The sequence below is a fragment of the Bacillus xiamenensis genome, assembly GCF_001857925.1.
GTDB classification, from domain to species: Bacteria; Bacillota; Bacilli; order Bacillales; family Bacillaceae; genus Bacillus; species Bacillus xiamenensis.
Map to the genome: position 1 here is coordinate 3039671 of NZ_CP017786.1, position 16566 is coordinate 3056236.

Below are 16566 nucleotides of genomic sequence, written 5' to 3' on the forward strand. Positions count from 1 at the left end.
AGTATGTGAAGCAGTAGGAAAATATGATTGAAAGAAGCGTGAGCAAGTGAAAGGACTCATTCTATTGAAAAAATACAGACTCTATGTCGCAGCGGCAATTATTATCGCTGCCATCATCAGCTTTTTATTTTTAGCAGGAAAAAAAGAAAACAGCGCTGAGCCGAGTGTGTTGAAGGAAACAAAAGACATGTCAATCACATTAGAAGACAAGCAGGAGAGTGCAGAAAATGAGTCATCATCCATTGTAGTGGAGGTGAAAGGAGCTGTAAGAAAACCGGGTGTATATTCGTTTCGACCTGAGGATCGGGTTGAAGATGCGATTAAAAGAGCAGGAGGCTTTACTCGTAAGGCGGATACGTTTGACATCAATCAAGCCGCAAAATTACAGGACAGTATGATGATTTATGTACGAAAGCAGGGAGAAGAAGGCAGGCAAATGCAGCCGGCAGCAGCAGACACTTCATCAGGAAATTCATCAAAAAATGAAATGAGTCAAGTTGTGAATGTGAATCAAGCTGATGCAGCGGAGTTGCAGACCATTAATGGGATAGGTCCAGCCAAAGCAGAAGCCATCATTGCGTATAGAGAAGAACATGGAGAATTTCAACAAATTGAAGATTTGCGGAACATTTCGGGTTTTGGCGAGAAGACCATCGAACGGCTGAAAAATCAACTGACGGTCAAGTAGAATTGACGGTATAGAAGAAAGGCATGTACACTTAATACCATACATCATTCTGGAGGGATCAGCTCGTGGAGAGAATTTCATGGAATCAATATTTTATGGCGCAAAGCCATTTGCTTGCTTTGCGAAGCACCTGTGAGCGGTTAGCTGTCGGGGCCACCATCGTAAGAGATAAGCGTATCATTGCAGGAGGATACAATGGCTCCATTGCTGGTGATGTGCACTGTGCAGATGTAGGATGCTATGTGATAGATCATCACTGCGTTCGCACAATTCATGCGGAGATGAACGCCATTTTGCAATGTGCCAAATTTGGTGCACCAACGGCAGATGCTGAAATCTATGTGACGCACTTTCCTTGTTTGCAGTGCTGTAAAGCGATTATTCAAGCAGGTATTCGAACAGTGTATTATGCGAAGGATTATAAAAATCATCCTTATGCTGTCGATTTATTCGAGCAGGCCGGAGTTCAAACGGAACAGGTTGAACTAGATGAAATGATCATTGACTTAAAAAACCAAGAAAAATTAGCCTTTGTTGCGGATTTAATTGGCAAACTAAGTGAATCAGGACTTAGTGAAACAGAAATTCGACAAATGCATGAAAAGGCGAATCAATTATTTACTTCCTATGTTTAAGTATTTGCCGTTCGGGGCGATTTCAGCAGCTGCTGGAATTGCTCTGGCCGCATGTCATCTTCATGTGTATTTTTTTCTTTTTCTTCTTGTTTTTCTCCTAATCAGCTTGCTCAAAAAAACACCCCAGCTTTTTCTAATCGTTAGCTTGTGTGGAACGATTTATACACTCATGTTTATGGTTCATCAGTCTCTTGAAGCGAATCATACCGCACAAGAAAAATCATTTTCTGGTTCAGTAGTGATTGAAAGCATTCCGAAAATAGATGGCAATCGTTTTTCAGCAACTGTTTCAACAGAAGATGAGCGATTAGCCGCTTTTTATACAATTCAAACGGAGTATGAAAAAGATGCACTAAATAGCGTGGTGCCGGGAATGAGCTGTCATATGTCAGGTGATGTTCGATTACCTAAACACGCCACCATACCTAACGGGTTTCAATATGATCAATTTCTAAAAACAAAAGGCATTGATGCTGTTTTCTTGCCAAAGTCTATTAAAAGCTGCACAAAACATGACAGCCCTTCACATGTGCTCTCGGTCTTAAGACAGAAAGGGCTAAGATTTCTTGAAAACCTTGTTCCTAACAGCTCTGTAGGAATTGTACAGGCGCTCATTTTTGGAGACCGTGAATTGATTGATCCTGACACATTAAGAGATTATCAAATGCTTAGCATCATTCACTTATTAGCCATCTCAGGACTTCATGTTCAAACGCTGCTCGCCTGCCTGTTTTGGTGTTTGCTCCGCGTTGGCGTGACAAGAGAGACAGCGCGTATTCTGTTATTATGCTTTCTTCCGGTTTATGCTTGTTTGACAGGTGCTGCGCCGTCCGTTTTGAGAGCTTGTCTCATGGCAGGGATCTATTTGGTCATCACAAGCCTGCCAAAAGAAATGAAACAGCCTTCTGCGGTGGTCTTAAGCGTGACATTTTTGCTTTTATTGGCTATTCAGCCACTTTATTTATTTGATGTCGGTTTTCAGCTTTCATTTGTGGTGACATTTTTCATTTTATTATCCACTAGAATTTTATCAAAAGCGAAAAGTTCGGTGATGCAGTTATTCCTCATTTCCTTTATTGCACAGCTTGCCTCACTTCCTGTTCTTTTATATTACTTTCAGCAATTTTCCTTGCTGAGTGTTCCTTTGAATATGATTTTTGTGCCTTTTTATACAATCGTTGTCATGCCTCTGTCTTTACTCTTTTTCCTTTTGTCTTTGATTTATCTTCCGCTTGGTCAAACTTTGTTTCAGCTGCTTGATTCGTTGATCCGGTTTAGTCATCAGCTGTCAGCGCATATGGCTTCTTATGATGGTCTCACCCTGATCTTTATGAAATCTACTTGGTGGCACGTTCTCCTAGAGGTTTCCTCTATTATTTTTCTATTATTTGTGCTTGAATGTAAAACTTCCATCAAATCTTATGCTGTGCCGCTTCTTTTTCTTATTGGTGCACTCGGTGTACACTATTTCACTCCAAACTTTCTTCAAAAAGGAGAGGTCACGATGCTGGATGTAGGGCAAGGGGATAGTTTGTTTATTCAGCTCCCTTATCGAGCGGGGCATATATTAATAGACACAGGAGGCAGACTTTCTTTTAAAGAAGAGCCGTGGAAAAAAAGACGAAAAGTATCTACGATCGGTGATCAAACGCTTATCCCGTTCTTGCATGCAAAAGGAATAGCAAAACTTGATCTTCTCATTCTCACACATGCCGATCAAGACCATATGGGAGAAGCGATGCGGTTAATGAAGCGAAATAAAGTAAAGCGGCTTGCAGTACCAAAAGGCTTTGCCCGAAGTCCGGAAGATGCAAAGCTGTTAGCGGAAGCGGCTGATCAAGGGATACCTGTTGATGAATTAGAGAGAGGAGATCAGCTGAGGATTGGAGGACAAGTAATGGAGGTTCTTCATCCGGCAAATGATCGGGTGACGAGTAAAAATAATGATTCACTTGTTCTCGCCCTTACTCTTGGCGGAAAGCGTTTTATATTCACGGGTGATCTTGAACAAGAAGGGGAACGAGAAATCATAAAAGCGTATCCCCAGCTGCGAGCAGATGTCTTGAAGGTTGCCCATCACGGGAGTAAAGGCTCAACAAGTGAAGAATGGCTTCAGCAATTGAAGCCGTCATTTGCACTGATTTCAGCAGGTGAACGAAATCGGTATCAGCATCCTCATCAAGAAGTCTTGAAAAAACTCAACGATCATCAAACAAAGGTGTATCGTACAGATATCGCTGGAAGTGTGACCTATGAATTTCTTGAAGAGAATGGAACATTTTACGCTCATCCTTCATATGATATCTTACAAAATCAATAAAAAAACTGCCAAAACGGCAGTCATCTTGCATTCATGTAGTTAAGATCCAACAAGGTGTATAACTGTTGCCAAAATAAACATTGAGGCGAAAAATCCGAATGTGACGATAAAACCAACAGCTGAGTCGGTCACATCATTCCGCTTGCTTTGAACATTCTTTTCAAATTCATTCATTTTCATCCCTCCTGGCTAATTTTAGTATACTTGAACTCATTTGGAATTGCTAGAAGGCAAAGTAACCGTTTTCCATTTTCATGATCATTTTATGAATATCGTCTGACTGTGAGCTGACCCGGGAGCTTACGTGAGACGTTTACTATAAATGAGGAGGCGGCACTTTCAGCTTCCTCTTTACTAATGTCTCCACACACTTTAGGATAGAGGAGGAAGTGAAAGAGAGGGATTCGAGCGAATGGTCTTTGAGATATGGAACAATTTTAAAAAAGGGGATATCCATCCCGTTTATTGCTTATATGGAAAAGAAACATACTTATTGCAAGAGACAGCTGCTAAATTGAGACAAGCTGTGGTCGACGAAGAAACGAAGGATTTTAACTACTCGGTTTTTGATATGGAAGAGGTGCCGCTTGAGCAGGCTGTGACGGACGCCGAAACATTTCCGTTTATGGGAGAACGACGTCTTGTGGTGATCAAGAATCCTTATTTTCTGACAGCAGAAAAGAAAAAGGAAAAAATAGAGCATCAGCTTTCTGTATTAGAAGCTTATTTAGAAAAGCCAGCTCCTTACACCATTCTTGTCTTATTAGCACCTTATGAAAAACTGGATGAACGTAAGAAAATCACGAAATTACTGAAAAAGAAAGCAGCTGTGGTCGAGGCGAAAGAGTTAAATCCTAAAGAAACGACTGATTTTACCATCACATTGGTGAAAACAGAAGGAAAAACAATCACAGCCGAAGCGGCAGAACAGCTTGTGATGTTATGTGGTGGAAGTCTGTCCTCCCTTTTCCAAGAGGTCCGGAAGCTCAGTACATATATTGGAGAGCGGGAGGAAATTGAGCTGGCTGATGTCAATCAGCTCGTTGCACGAAGTCTGGAGCAGAATATTTTCGAACTGATCAACCAAATCGTGAACAGGCGCCGTTCTGAAGCTATGCAAATGTTTTATGACCTCCTAAAGCAAAATGAGGAACCCATCAAAATATTGGCACTCATTTCAAATCAATTTCGATTAATTCTGCAAACGAAGTACTTTGCTCAGCAGGGATATGGGCAAAAACAAATTGCGTCAAACCTGAAAGTCCATCCATTCCGGGTCAAACTCGCTATGGATCAAGCGAGTTTGTTTTCAGAAGAAGAGCTCAAGCGCATCGTCAAAGAGCTTTCCACGATTGATTATGAAATGAAAACGGGCAAAAAGGACAAGCAGCTGTTATTAGAATTGTTCCTGCTTCGCTTATTAGGGGCATGAGAATATAAAAAAACGACCTTCTGAAAAGAGGGTCGTTTTTGTTTAGATGTATAATTGCCAGTCTGTCCTTATGGCTAAGCCGGTCAGGACGGACGTACAGTTAAACAGGTGCCTCATGACTGAGGCGTTGCAATTATTATGCAGAAAGTCCGTTTACTTGTTTAGCAAGTCTTGATTTATAACGCGCAGCTGCGTTTTTGTGTACAAGACCAGTTTTAACGGCTTTGTCAATGCGTTTTGCAGCAGAAGAAAGAGCAGCTTTTGCTTGCTCAGCATCGTTCTTAGCGACAGAAGCTTCAACTTGTTTAATCGCAGTACGCATCGCAGACTTGATCGTTGCGTTGTGTGCACGGCGTTCGTTATTCGTTTTTGTACGTTTGATCGCTGATTTAATATTTGGCATGTGTTTCACCTCCTAAGATACAACCTAAACACAATTGTCTTAAGGTTAAATCTTCACAATAGAACAAATTGTATTCTATCAAACACACCTTTAGAATGCAATATAAATGTAAAGTATTTTTCATTGATGAAGCGCTCGAATGTTTCTTGAAAGAGATGGAAAGACTACAGTTAATGACTTGGTGGAAGGAGCTTTTTCATGAAGAAACAGAAACTCGATTTAAGCGCATATCAAATCCGGACCGATTTGGCCGTTGAAACAAAAGAGATACTAGAACAAGAGAACGATCCGAATGTCGTCAAAAAGGACGGTATTCAAGGAATTGTCGAGAAGGAAAAGGAAGAGCATGGCATCCGCATACGTACTGTGGAAATCACGAAAGAAGGAGAGGAACTGACAGGGAAAAAGGCGGGTACATACTTAACGCTTGAAGCGCAGGGAATTCGCGAGAAGGATTCTGAGATGCAAGAAAAAGTGGTCGAAGTCTTTGCCCATCATTTTGCTCAGTTTTTAAAAGACCGCGGCATTCAGGCAGATGCGAGCTGTCTTGTTGTGGGACTCGGAAACTGGAATGTCACGCCTGATGCTTTAGGGCCGCTCACAGTTGAAAACTTGCTGGTGACGCGGCATTTATTTGAATTACAGCCTGAAAATGTGCAGGAAGGCTATCGACCTGTGTCTTCTTTATCACCTGGCGTCATGGGACTGACGGGTATAGAAACAAGTGACATTATACAAGGTGTGATTGAACGATCCAAACCGGATTTTGTGATCGCCATAGATGCACTGGCTGCCCGTGCGGTGGAACGGGTGAATACGACGATTCAAATCTCTGATACAGGTATACATCCAGGATCGGGTGTAGGGAATAAGCGCAAGGAATTAAGCAAAGACACATTGGGCATTCCAGTCATTGCGATTGGTGTTCCGACCGTGGTTGATGCAGTAACGATCGCAAGTGACACGATTGATTATGTCTTAAAGCATTTTGGTAGAGAACTGAAAGATGATAGACCTTCCCGATCTTTAGTACCAGCTGGTTTGACATTTGGGAAGAAAAAAGTGCTGAATGAAGAAGACTTACCAGACGAAGAAACGCGTCAATCCTTTTTAGGCATAGTAGGAACGCTGCCTGAAGAAGAAAAAAGACAGTTGATCCATGAAGTGCTTGCACCGCTTGGACAAAATCTAATGGTCACACCGAAGGAAGTCGATACATTCATTGATGACATGGCGAACGTACTCGCCAATGGATTAAATACAGCGCTTCATCAAAAAATCTCTCAAGATAACATGGGTTCTTATAATCATTAAACGGTTCTACTTTCTCTAGCTCGCTCATAGTGTAATTACTAGAAAGCGTGCTGGAGGGAGTAAATCATGAAAAAAAGACCCCGCCGTCCTCGACAGTTGGTTGTTGCGATTAATGGAACGAAAGTAGTGAAGAGTATTTTCTTGTTTATTGCCTCTCTTGTGGTTGTGTTTGTCATGTCAGGGTCTTTGACGTCTTTAAAACCTGAGCTTAGACCTCAAGCGTCATTATATGGTGTGGCAGATGAGCTGTCAGGGGCATTCTTTGCGACCCTAATGGGCATGGAAAACCAATATTTCGCCTCAGCAGTCCCAGAAGATCAGAAAGGATTCAATTTCTCTGGGCTGTCACTCAAGCTTGCCACAAGTATCAATTTAGAAGATCCTCGCAGTTTTCTAGGAAGAGAGTTGCCGGGCTTTGAACATTTTGATACAAAAATCATTTTAGCGGGTGAAGGGACAGACTATACGAATATGCCAATGGAATCGCCGCCGCCAAGTGAAGTCATCAAAGATGAAAAAGAGGCAAATTTGGCTGAGCTGGACAAGCTTGATGAGGATGAGCCGAAAAAGCCTGCGAAAGAGCCGGACCGATCTACAGGAAAACGAAAAGCTGTGTACATTTATCACACACATAATACGGAATCATATTTACCATTTCTAAAAGGAGAGACAAATCCAAACAATGCGCGGCACTCAAAAGTGAACGTCACCCTTGTCGGCGACATGTTTGGTAAAGCGCTCGACCAGCAAGGAATCGGCAACACAGTCGATAAAACGGAAATTGAAAAAAGACTGCTGCAAAAAGGGTTAAAGTATCCGCAATCGTATAATGAATCGAGACTGGTTGTAAAAGAAGCCCTCGCTAAAAATGAGGACCTCAACTATTTAATAGATATTCACCGTGATTCAAGAAGAAAGAAAGATACCACAGTAGAGATCAAAGGCAAGAAATATGCACGGATAGCGTTTGTTGTTGGGAAGAAGAATCAAAGCTATGAGAAAAACTTAAAGCTGGCGACGGAGTTCCACCATTTGATGGAGAAAAAATATAAAGGTCTCAGCGTCGGAGTGTTTGCCAAAGGAGAAATTGGTGATAATGGAATCTATAATCAAGACTTATCTGACAAAGCCCTTCTTTTAGAATTTGGCGGTGTGGATAATAATATGGAAGAATTGAAAAATGCATCTAACGCAGCAGCTGATGTGTTCAGTGAGATTTTCTGGGACGCAGAAAAGGTAAACGGCAAAGAAAAGGATGAGAAAAAACGGTCTTAAGGTGGTGCAGGGCATGGGCTCATTTATCGGAAAAACCATTATTTTAGGGTTGGTATTGCTGTTTGGCGTCTTTTTAGGAATGCAGCAAGCCAATAATGGCATGCTTCAAATGAAGGGCTACCATGATCCACAATTAAAAGGGGCCTTCACGATTCACATGAATGACGATCAAGAAAAAGAAGCCTCTATTTTAGGAACAGCTGTGACAGAAAAGGATTTAGCAGAAAAGCAAAAGCAGCTTGAAGAAATGGAGAGCTTTAATGCCTTCTCTAAGGCAGGGAAAGCTTTATCTGATGGCATGACCCATGCAGCCCGTTCTCTTTATGATTGGGTGAATGGGAAATAAACAGTGAATTTCATAAGATTACACACCTTTTCATGAAAGCCGCTAACCGATGAGCGGCTTTTCTTGATTTCGATTGAATCTTTACAGCCCTATTGATATAATCTAACCTAGCGCAACCCGCGTTTTATAGTAGGAGTGATAGATTGTGACAGATAAAGAAAAACGATTAGAACGGCAATCAAGAATTCGGAATTTCTCCATTATCGCCCATATTGACCATGGCAAATCCACATTGGCGGACCGTATTTTGGAAAAAACAGCGGCGATTACTCAACGAGAAATGAAAGAACAATTACTTGATTCCATGGACTTAGAGCGTGAACGCGGCATTACGATTAAATTAAACTCTGTCCAGCTGAAATATCAGGCCAAGGATGGAGAAGAATATATTATGCACCTGATTGATACACCAGGGCATGTCGACTTCACCTATGAAGTATCCCGAAGCCTGGCTGCTTGTGAAGGGGCAATTCTTGTTGTGGATGCAGCACAAGGCATCGAAGCACAAACACTTGCGAACGTTTATTTAGCTCTTGATAACAACTTAGAAATTCTACCGATTATCAATAAAATTGATCTGCCGAGTGCAGAGCCTGAGCGTGTAAGACAAGAAATTGAAGATGTCATCGGCTTGGATGCATCTGAAGCAGTTCTGGCCTCTGCTAAGGCGGGGATTGGGATCGAGGATATTTTAGAACAAATCGTCGAAAAGGTGCCCGCACCAACTGGAGACCCAGAAGCACCGCTTCAAGCCCTTATTTTTGATTCCCTCTACGATGCGTATCGCGGCGTCATTGCTTACATACGAATTGTCGAAGGGACGGTAAAACCCGGCCAGAAAATCAAGATGATGGCGACAGGCAAAGAATTTGAAGTGCTTGAGGTCGGCGTATTCACACCAAAAGCAATGCCAACAGACGAACTGACTGTTGGAGATGTTGGCTATTTGACAGCTGCCATTAAAAATGTCGGTGATACACGTGTAGGGGATACGATTACAAGTGCAGAAAACCCTGCAAAAGAAGCACTGCCTGGATACAGAAAGCTAAACCCAATGGTATACTGCGGACTTTATCCAATTGACACAGCGAAATACAATGACTTGCGTGAAGCGTTAGAAAAGCTTGAATTAAATGATTCTTCCCTTCAATATGAGGCAGAGACATCCCAAGCACTTGGCTTCGGTTTCCGCTGCGGTTTCCTCGGTATGCTTCATATGGAAATCATCCAAGAACGGATTGAGCGTGAATTTAAAATTGACCTCATTACGACGGCGCCAAGTGTTATTTACGATGTGTATATGACAGATGGAGAAAAAATCGTCGTAGATAACCCGTCTAATTTGCCTGATCCGCAAAAGATTGAGCGAATTGAAGAACCGTACGTGAAAGCGACGATGATGGTGCCGAATGATTATGTAGGTTCTGTTATGGAGCTTTGCCAAGGAAAGCGCGGTCATTTCATTGATATGCAATATCTTGATGCGAACCGCGTCAGCATTGTTTATGAAATTCCTTTGGCTGAGATCGTATACGAATTCTTTGATCAGCTAAAGTCTAATACAAAAGGGTATGCGTCCTTTGATTACGAGCTAATTGGCTATCGCCCATCCACTCTCGTGAAAATGGACATCATGCTCAATGGTGAAAAGATCGATGCACTTTCCTTTATTGTTCACCGTGATTACGCGTATGAACGAGGAAAGATCATTGTAGAAAAGCTAAAAGAACTGATTCCGCGCCAGCACTTTGAAGTACCTGTTCAGGCAGCGATTGGTCAAAAAATTGTTGCTCGATCCACTATTAAAGCAATGCGTAAAAACGTACTTGCGAAGTGTTATGGTGGAGATATTTCCCGGAAAAGAAAGCTTCTTGAGAAGCAAAAAGAAGGGAAAAAGCGCATGAAGCAAGTGGGCTCTGTAGAAGTCCCGCAAGAAGCATTTATGGCCGTGCTGAAAATGGACGACAGCACACCGAAAAAATAACCGCCTCAAGGCAACCTACTTTACAATGTCTGCCTTGACGTTTATAGTCGAAAACAAACAAAGGTGCCGCAGCGATAAACTGCGGCTCTTTACCTGTAAAGAAGGTGTCATCAAATGAAAGCAGCTTACATTCACATTCCATTTTGTGAGCATATTTGTCACTATTGTGATTTCAATAAATTTTTCATTAATACTCAGCCGGTCGATGAATACTTAGCCGCACTTGAAAAAGAGATGCAGCACACGATCGATCAAAAAGGAGAGCAAGAACTTAAAACGATCTTTATTGGCGGAGGAACTCCGACATCACTGACAATCAGCCAGCTAGATCAGCTTATGGACAGCATTCACCGCGTATTAAAACCGACTAAAAACCTGATCGAATTTGCAGTAGAAGCAAACCCAGACGAACTATCGCTTGAGAAACTGCATGTGCTAAAATCAGCAGGTGTCAATCGGTTGAGCTTTGGTGTACAAACATTTGAAGACGATCTGCTCAAAAAAATCGGACGGGTTCATCAAAAGAAAGATGTCCTCACGTCTTTCGAACGAGCAAGAGCGGTTGGATTTGACAACATTAGTCTCGACCTCATGTTCGGTTTGCCTCATCAAGAAAAACATCATGTCATGAATTCACTTGAGACGGCTTTTTCATTAGGTGCAGAGCACTATTCTGTCTATTCACTGATTGTCGAGCCGAAGACGGTTTTTTACAATCTGATGCAAAAAGGGAAACTGCATTTACCTCCGCAAGAACGTGAGGCTGAAATGTACGAGCTGGTCATGGATGAAATGGAGCGTCACGGGCTCAAACAATATGAAATTAGCAATTACGCCAAACCGGGCTTTGAAAGTCAGCATAACCTCACCTATTGGAGCAATGATGATTACTTCGGTTTTGGTGCAGGAGCGCACGGCTATGTAGATGGCGTCCGTAATGTGAACGCTGGACCAGTGAAACATTATTTGGAACTGATTGAACAAACAGGCTTCCCATATAAAGAAACACATCAAGTCACAAAAGCAGAACAGATCGAAGAAGAAATGTTTTTAGGTTTACGGAAAATTGAAGGCGTGAAAAGCGCTCATTTCCAAGCAAAATATGGAGACACTCCAGAAACGCTCTTTTCCTCTGTTCTTGAAGAATTAGCAGAAAAAGGGCTCATTGAACAGGATGAAATGGGCATTCGTTTAACAAGAAAAGGAAAATTATTAGGAAATGAAGTTTTTCAAGCGTTTCTCGGTGAGTTATAATTGACATTTTAATTTGAGTTTGGTAATTTTGTTTATACAATTAGCACTCGTTGAAAGAGAGTGCTAACAGGGGTGATGATGATGTTAACAAATCGTCAGCTTTTGATTCTGCAAGTCATCATTAATGACTTTATTCGTTCGGCGCAGCCAGTTGGATCAAGAACGCTTTCTAAAAAGGAAGACATCACATTCAGCTCTGCGACGATTAGAAACGAAATGGCTGATTTGGAGGAACTTGGTTTTATTGAAAAGACCCATTCTTCATCAGGAAGAATTCCTTCCGAAAAAGGATATCGTTATTATGTAGATCATTTGCTCTCTCCGCGAAAGCTGTCACCTAAAGAGCTTGTGCTCATCCAGTCAGTGTTTCAGGAGAAAATTTTTGAGCTGGAAAAAACAGTTCAAAAATCGGCGGAAATTTTATCAGATCTCACAAACTACACATCGATCGTGCTTGGTCCAAAGCTAAGTGAAAATCGATTAAAGCAAATTCAGCTTGTCCCCGTCCAGCCTAACAAAGCTGTGGCGATTATGATTACAGACAGCGGACATGTTGAAAACAAAACCATTACCTTCTCTGAGCATCTTGACGTCTCAGATATCGAGAAGCTGATGAATATTTTAAACAGCCGCCTAGCAGGGGTTCCGATGGATCAGCTGAAGGACAGGATGTATAAAGAAGTGGTGATGCTGCTTCGTACGCATTTAAAAAACTATGATCATATTTTAGATGCGCTTGAAAGCACATTTACTTCAACGCAAAATGAATCAAAACTATTCTTTGGCGGGAAGATTAATATGTTGAATCAGCCAGAATTTCATGACATTGACCGCATTCGTTCACTCATGATGCTGATTGAACAGAAGAATGATGTCATGCAGCTGTTTCATCCAAATGAGCAAGGAATCACCATTAAAATCGGTTCAGAAAACAATTTGGAAGCAATGGAGAATTGCAGTTTAATCACGGCAACTTATTCAATCGATCAAAAACCACTTGGCTCCATTGCTGTCATCGGTCCTACCCGCATGGATTATGGCCGGGTCGTCAGTCTTTTGCATCATGTATCAAAAGACTTGTCAAACGCACTTTCCAATTTGTATGATGATTAGGGTGATAAAAGGCGGGGGCGCAGCCCCTTCGTATTCTTGAATCTTTTGAGGGAGGTGAACACAATGTCAGAAGAAAAACAGACACCTGAGCAAGAAGCAGAAGTTGAAGCACAAGAAGAAGCAGTTCAAGCAGATACTGAGGAAGTAAAGCATGATGAACAGTCTGCCTTCCAAGAGAAAATTGATGAATTGCAGCAGCTTCTAGATGAAAAAGAAAACAAAATTCTGCGTGTTCAAGCAGATTTCGAAAACTATAAACGCCGTACTCGAACTGAAATGGAGACCGTGCAAAAATATCGATCTCAACATGTTGTCAGTGATCTTCTCCCGGCTCTTGACAACTTTGAAAGAGCGCTTGGAATTGATCCAGACAATGAGCAAACGAAAAGTTTGTTAGAAGGGATGAAAATGGTTTACCGCCAGCTGGTAGAAGCGCTGAAAAACGAAGGCGTTGAACCAATTGAAGCTGTCGGCAAAGAGTTCGATCCAAACCTTCATCAAGCCGTCATGCAAGTTGAAGATGAAAACTACGATTCAAATATCGTTGTAGAAGAATTGCAAAAGGGCTATAAACTCAAAGACCGAGTCATTCGTCCATCAATGGTAAAAGTAAATCAATAACTACATAATGGGAGGTCATTGAATATGAGTAAAATCATTGGGATTGACTTAGGAACAACAAACTCATGTGTTGCAGTACTTGAAGGCGGCGAGCCAAAAGTGATAGCAAACGCTGAAGGAGCACGTACAACACCATCTGTTGTCGCTTTTAAAAATGGAGAGCGCCAAGTAGGTGAAGTAGCAAAACGTCAATCAATTACAAACCCGAACACGATCATGTCTATTAAAAGACATATGGGTACAGATTATAAAGTAGAAGTTGAAGGCAAGAAATATACACCGCAGGAAATCTCTGCCATCATTCTTCAACACCTTAAATCTTACGCTGAAGCCTATCTTGGCGAAGAAGTAACAAAAGCTGTTATCACAGTTCCTGCTTACTTCAACGATGCAGAACGCCAAGCAACAAAAGATGCTGGTAAAATTGCGGGTCTTGAAGTAGAACGTATCATCAACGAACCAACAGCAGCTGCACTTGCTTATGGATTAGATAAAACAGAAGAAGATCAAACGATTCTTGTATACGACCTTGGCGGCGGTACATTTGACGTATCAATTCTTGAGCTTGGAGACGGCGTCTTTGAAGTACGCTCAACTGCTGGGGACAACCGTCTAGGTGGAGACGATTTTGACCAAGTCATCATTGATCACCTAGTCGCTGAATTCAAAAAAGAGAATGGCATTGACCTTTCTAAAGATAAAATGGCGCTTCAGCGTCTAAAAGATGCTGCTGAAAAAGCGAAAAAAGATCTTTCAGGTGTATCATCTACACAAATTTCACTGCCATTTATCACAGCAGGAGAAGCAGGGCCTCTTCACCTTGAATTAACGTTAACTCGTGCTAAATTCGAAGAGCTTTCTTCTGAACTAGTTGAACGCACAATGACACCTGTACGTCAAGCACTTAAAGATGCTGGTCTGTCTGCTAGCGAGATTGATAAAGTCATCCTTGTTGGTGGATCAACTCGTATCCCGGCAGTACAAGAAGCGATCAAAAAAGAAACAGGCAAAGAGCCTCATAAAGGCGTAAACCCTGATGAAGTGGTTGCACTTGGTGCGGCAATTCAAGGTGGAGTCATCACAGGAGATGTCAAAGACGTTGTCCTTCTTGACGTAACACCACTTTCTCTAGGAATTGAAACAATGGGCGGCGTCTTCACGAAGCTGATTGAACGGAATACAACCATTCCAACAAGTAAATCTCAGGTGTTCTCAACTGCTGCTGACAACCAAACAGCTGTAGACATTCACGTCCTGCAAGGTGAGCGTCCAATGGCAGCTGATAACAAAACATTAGGTCGTTTCCAATTGACTGATATTCCGCCAGCACCACGCGGAGTACCACAAATCGAAGTATCATTTGATATCGACAAAAACGGTATCGTAAACGTACGTGCAAAAGATATGGGTACTGGAAAAGAACAAAACATTACCATCAAATCTTCTTCAGGTCTTTCTGATGAAGAGATCGAAAAAATGATCAAAGAAGCAGAAGAAAATGCTGAAGCAGATGCAAAGAAAAAAGAAGAAATCGAAGTGCGCAATGAAGCAGATCAATTAGTGTTTACGACAGAAAAAACATTAAAAGATCTTGAAGGCAAAATCGATGAAGAGCAAGTCAAAAAAGCAAATGATGCAAAAGATGCGCTGAAAGCTGCGATTGAAAAAGGCGAGCTAGAAGACATCAAAGCGAAGAAAGATGAGCTGCAAACAATCGTTCAAGAATTAACGACAAAGCTCTATGAAGAAGCTGCAAAACAAGCACAAGCTCAGCAAGAAGGCGCTGAAGGTGCTCAAAAAGCAGATGACAATGTAGTGGATGCAGAATACGAAGAAGTAAACGACGATCAAGAGAAAAAATAATCACCTTTACTTTTGAATAAGACTGCTGAAACGTACTCGTCAGAAAGTCAAAGTCAGGATCTCTTGGCTTTGACTTTTTTCTTTTCAACGATGAAAATGAATTGAAAAAGGTCAAATCAAAATGATACAATCGTATTTATGTGAGAAAATCGGGAGTGTGAAGAGATGAGTAAGCGTGATTACTATGAAGTGCTTGGCGTGAGTAAGAGCGCCTCAAAGGACGAAATCAAAAAGGCATACCGCAAGCTTTCAAAAAAGTATCACCCTGATATTAATAAAGAAGCTGGCTCAGATGAGAAATTCAAAGAAGTAAAAGAAGCCTATGAAACCCTTTCTGACGACCAAAAACGTGCGCAATATGACCAGTTCGGTCATACCGATCCAAACCAAGGCTTTGGAGGTGGCGGCTTTGGCGGCGGTGGAGACTTTGGCGGCTTCGGTGGTTTTGATGATATCTTCTCTAGTATTTTTGGCGGCGGAGCCAGAAGAAGAGATCCGAATGCACCGCGTCAAGGAGCGGATCTTCAATATACAATGACCCTTTCATTTGAAGAAGCGGCATTTGGAAAAGAAGCAACGATCGAAATTCCTCGTGAAGAAACGTGTGAAACCTGTCATGGATCAGGTGCAAAACCTGGAACAGAGGCGAAGACATGCTCACATTGCGGCGGATCAGGTCAACTAAATGTTGAGCAATCCACTCCATTTGGTAAAGTAGTCAACCGCAGAGTATGTAACTACTGTAGCGGAACTGGAAAACAAATTGATCATAAGTGTTCAACATGCGGCGGGTCAGGTAAAGTACGTAAACGTAAGAAGATTAACGTGACAATCCCGGCAGGTGTTGATGATGGTCAGCAGCTTAGAGTATCTGGTCAAGGTGAACCAGGTGTAAATGGAGGACCTCCAGGCGATCTATTTGTTGTGTTCCATGTACGGACGCATGAATTCTTCGAGCGTGATGGAGACGACATCTACTGCGAAATGCCGCTCACCTTTGCGCAGGCCGCACTAGGTGACGAAATTGAAGTGCCGACATTACACGGAAAAGTAAAATTAAAAGTTCCTGCTGGTACTCAAACGGGTACAAAGTTTAGACTAAAAGGAAAAGGTGTAAAAAATGTACGCGGCTATGGTCAAGGTGATCAGCATATTGTTGTACGCGTCGTTACACCGACGAATTTAACTGAAAATCAAAAAGATATCTTGAGAAAATTTGCTGAAGTGAGCGGAAATAAACCGGACGAACAAGAAATGAGCTTCTTCGATAAGGTGAAACGCGCATTTAAAGGCGAGTAAGACGGATAAGGAGTTGGTA

15 protein-coding genes are annotated in these 16566 nt (G+C 41.9%); 13 read left to right on the top strand and 2 right to left on the bottom strand.

The window, feature by feature from the left end:
• The first annotated feature begins 46 nt into the window (after positions 1 to 46).
• The 3 genes from BK049_RS15475 (at position 47) to BK049_RS15485 (ending at position 3643) form a co-directional block, all read left to right on the top strand.
• On the top strand, positions 47 to 688 hold the full coding sequence (locus BK049_RS15475; RefSeq protein ID WP_071168902.1) for a helix-hairpin-helix domain-containing protein: 642 nt from the start codon (positions 47 to 49) through the stop codon (positions 686 to 688).
• Positions 689 to 753: 65 nt separating this feature from the next.
• Positions 754 to 1323, top strand: coding sequence for a ComE operon protein 2 (locus BK049_RS15480; protein ID WP_008356210.1), 570 nt, complete (start codon positions 754 to 756; stop codon positions 1321 to 1323).
• On the top strand, positions 1316 to 3643 hold the full coding sequence (locus BK049_RS15485; protein WP_071168903.1) for a DNA internalization-related competence protein ComEC/Rec2: 2328 nt from the start codon (positions 1316 to 1318) through the stop codon (positions 3641 to 3643). The genes BK049_RS15480 and BK049_RS15485 overlap by 8 nt, the downstream gene beginning before the upstream one ends.
• Positions 3644 to 3682: 39 nt before the next feature.
• On the opposite strand, the gene BK049_RS15490 is transcribed toward BK049_RS15485, so the two are convergent.
• Positions 3683 to 3817, bottom strand: coding sequence for a YqzM family protein (locus BK049_RS15490; RefSeq protein WP_008342491.1), 135 nt, complete (start codon positions 3815 to 3817; stop codon positions 3683 to 3685).
• Between the two features lie 238 nt (positions 3818 to 4055).
• On the opposite strand from BK049_RS15490, the gene holA reads away from it, so the two are divergent.
• Positions 4056 to 5075: a DNA polymerase III subunit delta gene (gene holA, locus BK049_RS15495; RefSeq protein WP_008356215.1), complete on the top strand. Its 1020-nt coding sequence runs from the start codon at positions 4056 to 4058 to the stop codon at positions 5073 to 5075.
• Positions 5076 to 5211: 136 nt separating this feature from the next.
• Here the strand turns inward: holA and rpsT are convergent, their stop codons facing one another.
• Positions 5212 to 5478: a 30S ribosomal protein S20 gene (gene rpsT / locus BK049_RS15500; RefSeq protein ID WP_008356217.1), complete on the bottom strand. Its 267-nt coding sequence runs from the start codon at positions 5476 to 5478 to the stop codon at positions 5212 to 5214.
• Positions 5479 to 5676: 198 nt separating this feature from the next.
• Here rpsT and gpr point away from each other — a divergent pair, with 198 nt between their 5' ends.
• From gpr to dnaJ, 9 genes are all read left to right on the top strand, one after another.
• A complete protein-coding gene (gene gpr / locus BK049_RS15505; protein WP_008356219.1) occupies positions 5677 to 6792 on the top strand; it encodes a GPR endopeptidase in 1116 nt (371 codons plus the stop codon).
• 66 nt (positions 6793 to 6858) lie between these two features.
• On the top strand, positions 6859 to 8067 hold the full coding sequence (locus BK049_RS15510) for a stage II sporulation protein P (RefSeq protein ID WP_071168904.1): 1209 nt from the start codon (positions 6859 to 6861) through the stop codon (positions 8065 to 8067).
• A 13-nt stretch (positions 8068 to 8080) separates the two neighbouring features.
• Complete coding sequence (locus tag BK049_RS15515) at positions 8081 to 8413, top strand: YqxA family protein (protein WP_008356223.1); 333 nt, start codon at positions 8081 to 8083, stop codon at positions 8411 to 8413.
• A 145-nt stretch (positions 8414 to 8558) separates the two neighbouring features.
• On the top strand, positions 8559 to 10397 hold the full coding sequence (gene lepA, locus BK049_RS15520; protein WP_008356225.1) for a translation elongation factor 4: 1839 nt from the start codon (positions 8559 to 8561) through the stop codon (positions 10395 to 10397).
• A gap of 114 nt (positions 10398 to 10511) precedes the next feature.
• A complete protein-coding gene (gene hemW, locus BK049_RS15525; protein WP_071168905.1) occupies positions 10512 to 11651 on the top strand; it encodes a radical SAM family heme chaperone HemW in 1140 nt (379 codons plus the stop codon).
• Positions 11652 to 11732: 81 nt separating this feature from the next.
• Complete coding sequence (hrcA, locus tag BK049_RS15530) at positions 11733 to 12764, top strand: heat-inducible transcriptional repressor HrcA (RefSeq protein ID WP_008356229.1); 1032 nt, start codon at positions 11733 to 11735, stop codon at positions 12762 to 12764.
• A gap of 63 nt (positions 12765 to 12827) precedes the next feature.
• Positions 12828 to 13385, top strand: coding sequence for a nucleotide exchange factor GrpE (gene grpE / locus BK049_RS15535; RefSeq protein ID WP_008356231.1), 558 nt, complete (start codon positions 12828 to 12830; stop codon positions 13383 to 13385).
• 24 nt (positions 13386 to 13409) lie between these two features.
• Positions 13410 to 15248, top strand: coding sequence for a molecular chaperone DnaK (dnaK, locus tag BK049_RS15540; RefSeq protein WP_071168906.1), 1839 nt, complete (start codon positions 13410 to 13412; stop codon positions 15246 to 15248).
• A 165-nt stretch (positions 15249 to 15413) separates the two neighbouring features.
• On the top strand, positions 15414 to 16547 hold the full coding sequence (gene dnaJ, locus BK049_RS15545; protein ID WP_071168907.1) for a molecular chaperone DnaJ: 1134 nt from the start codon (positions 15414 to 15416) through the stop codon (positions 16545 to 16547).
• Positions 16548 to 16566 lie beyond the last annotated feature (19 nt).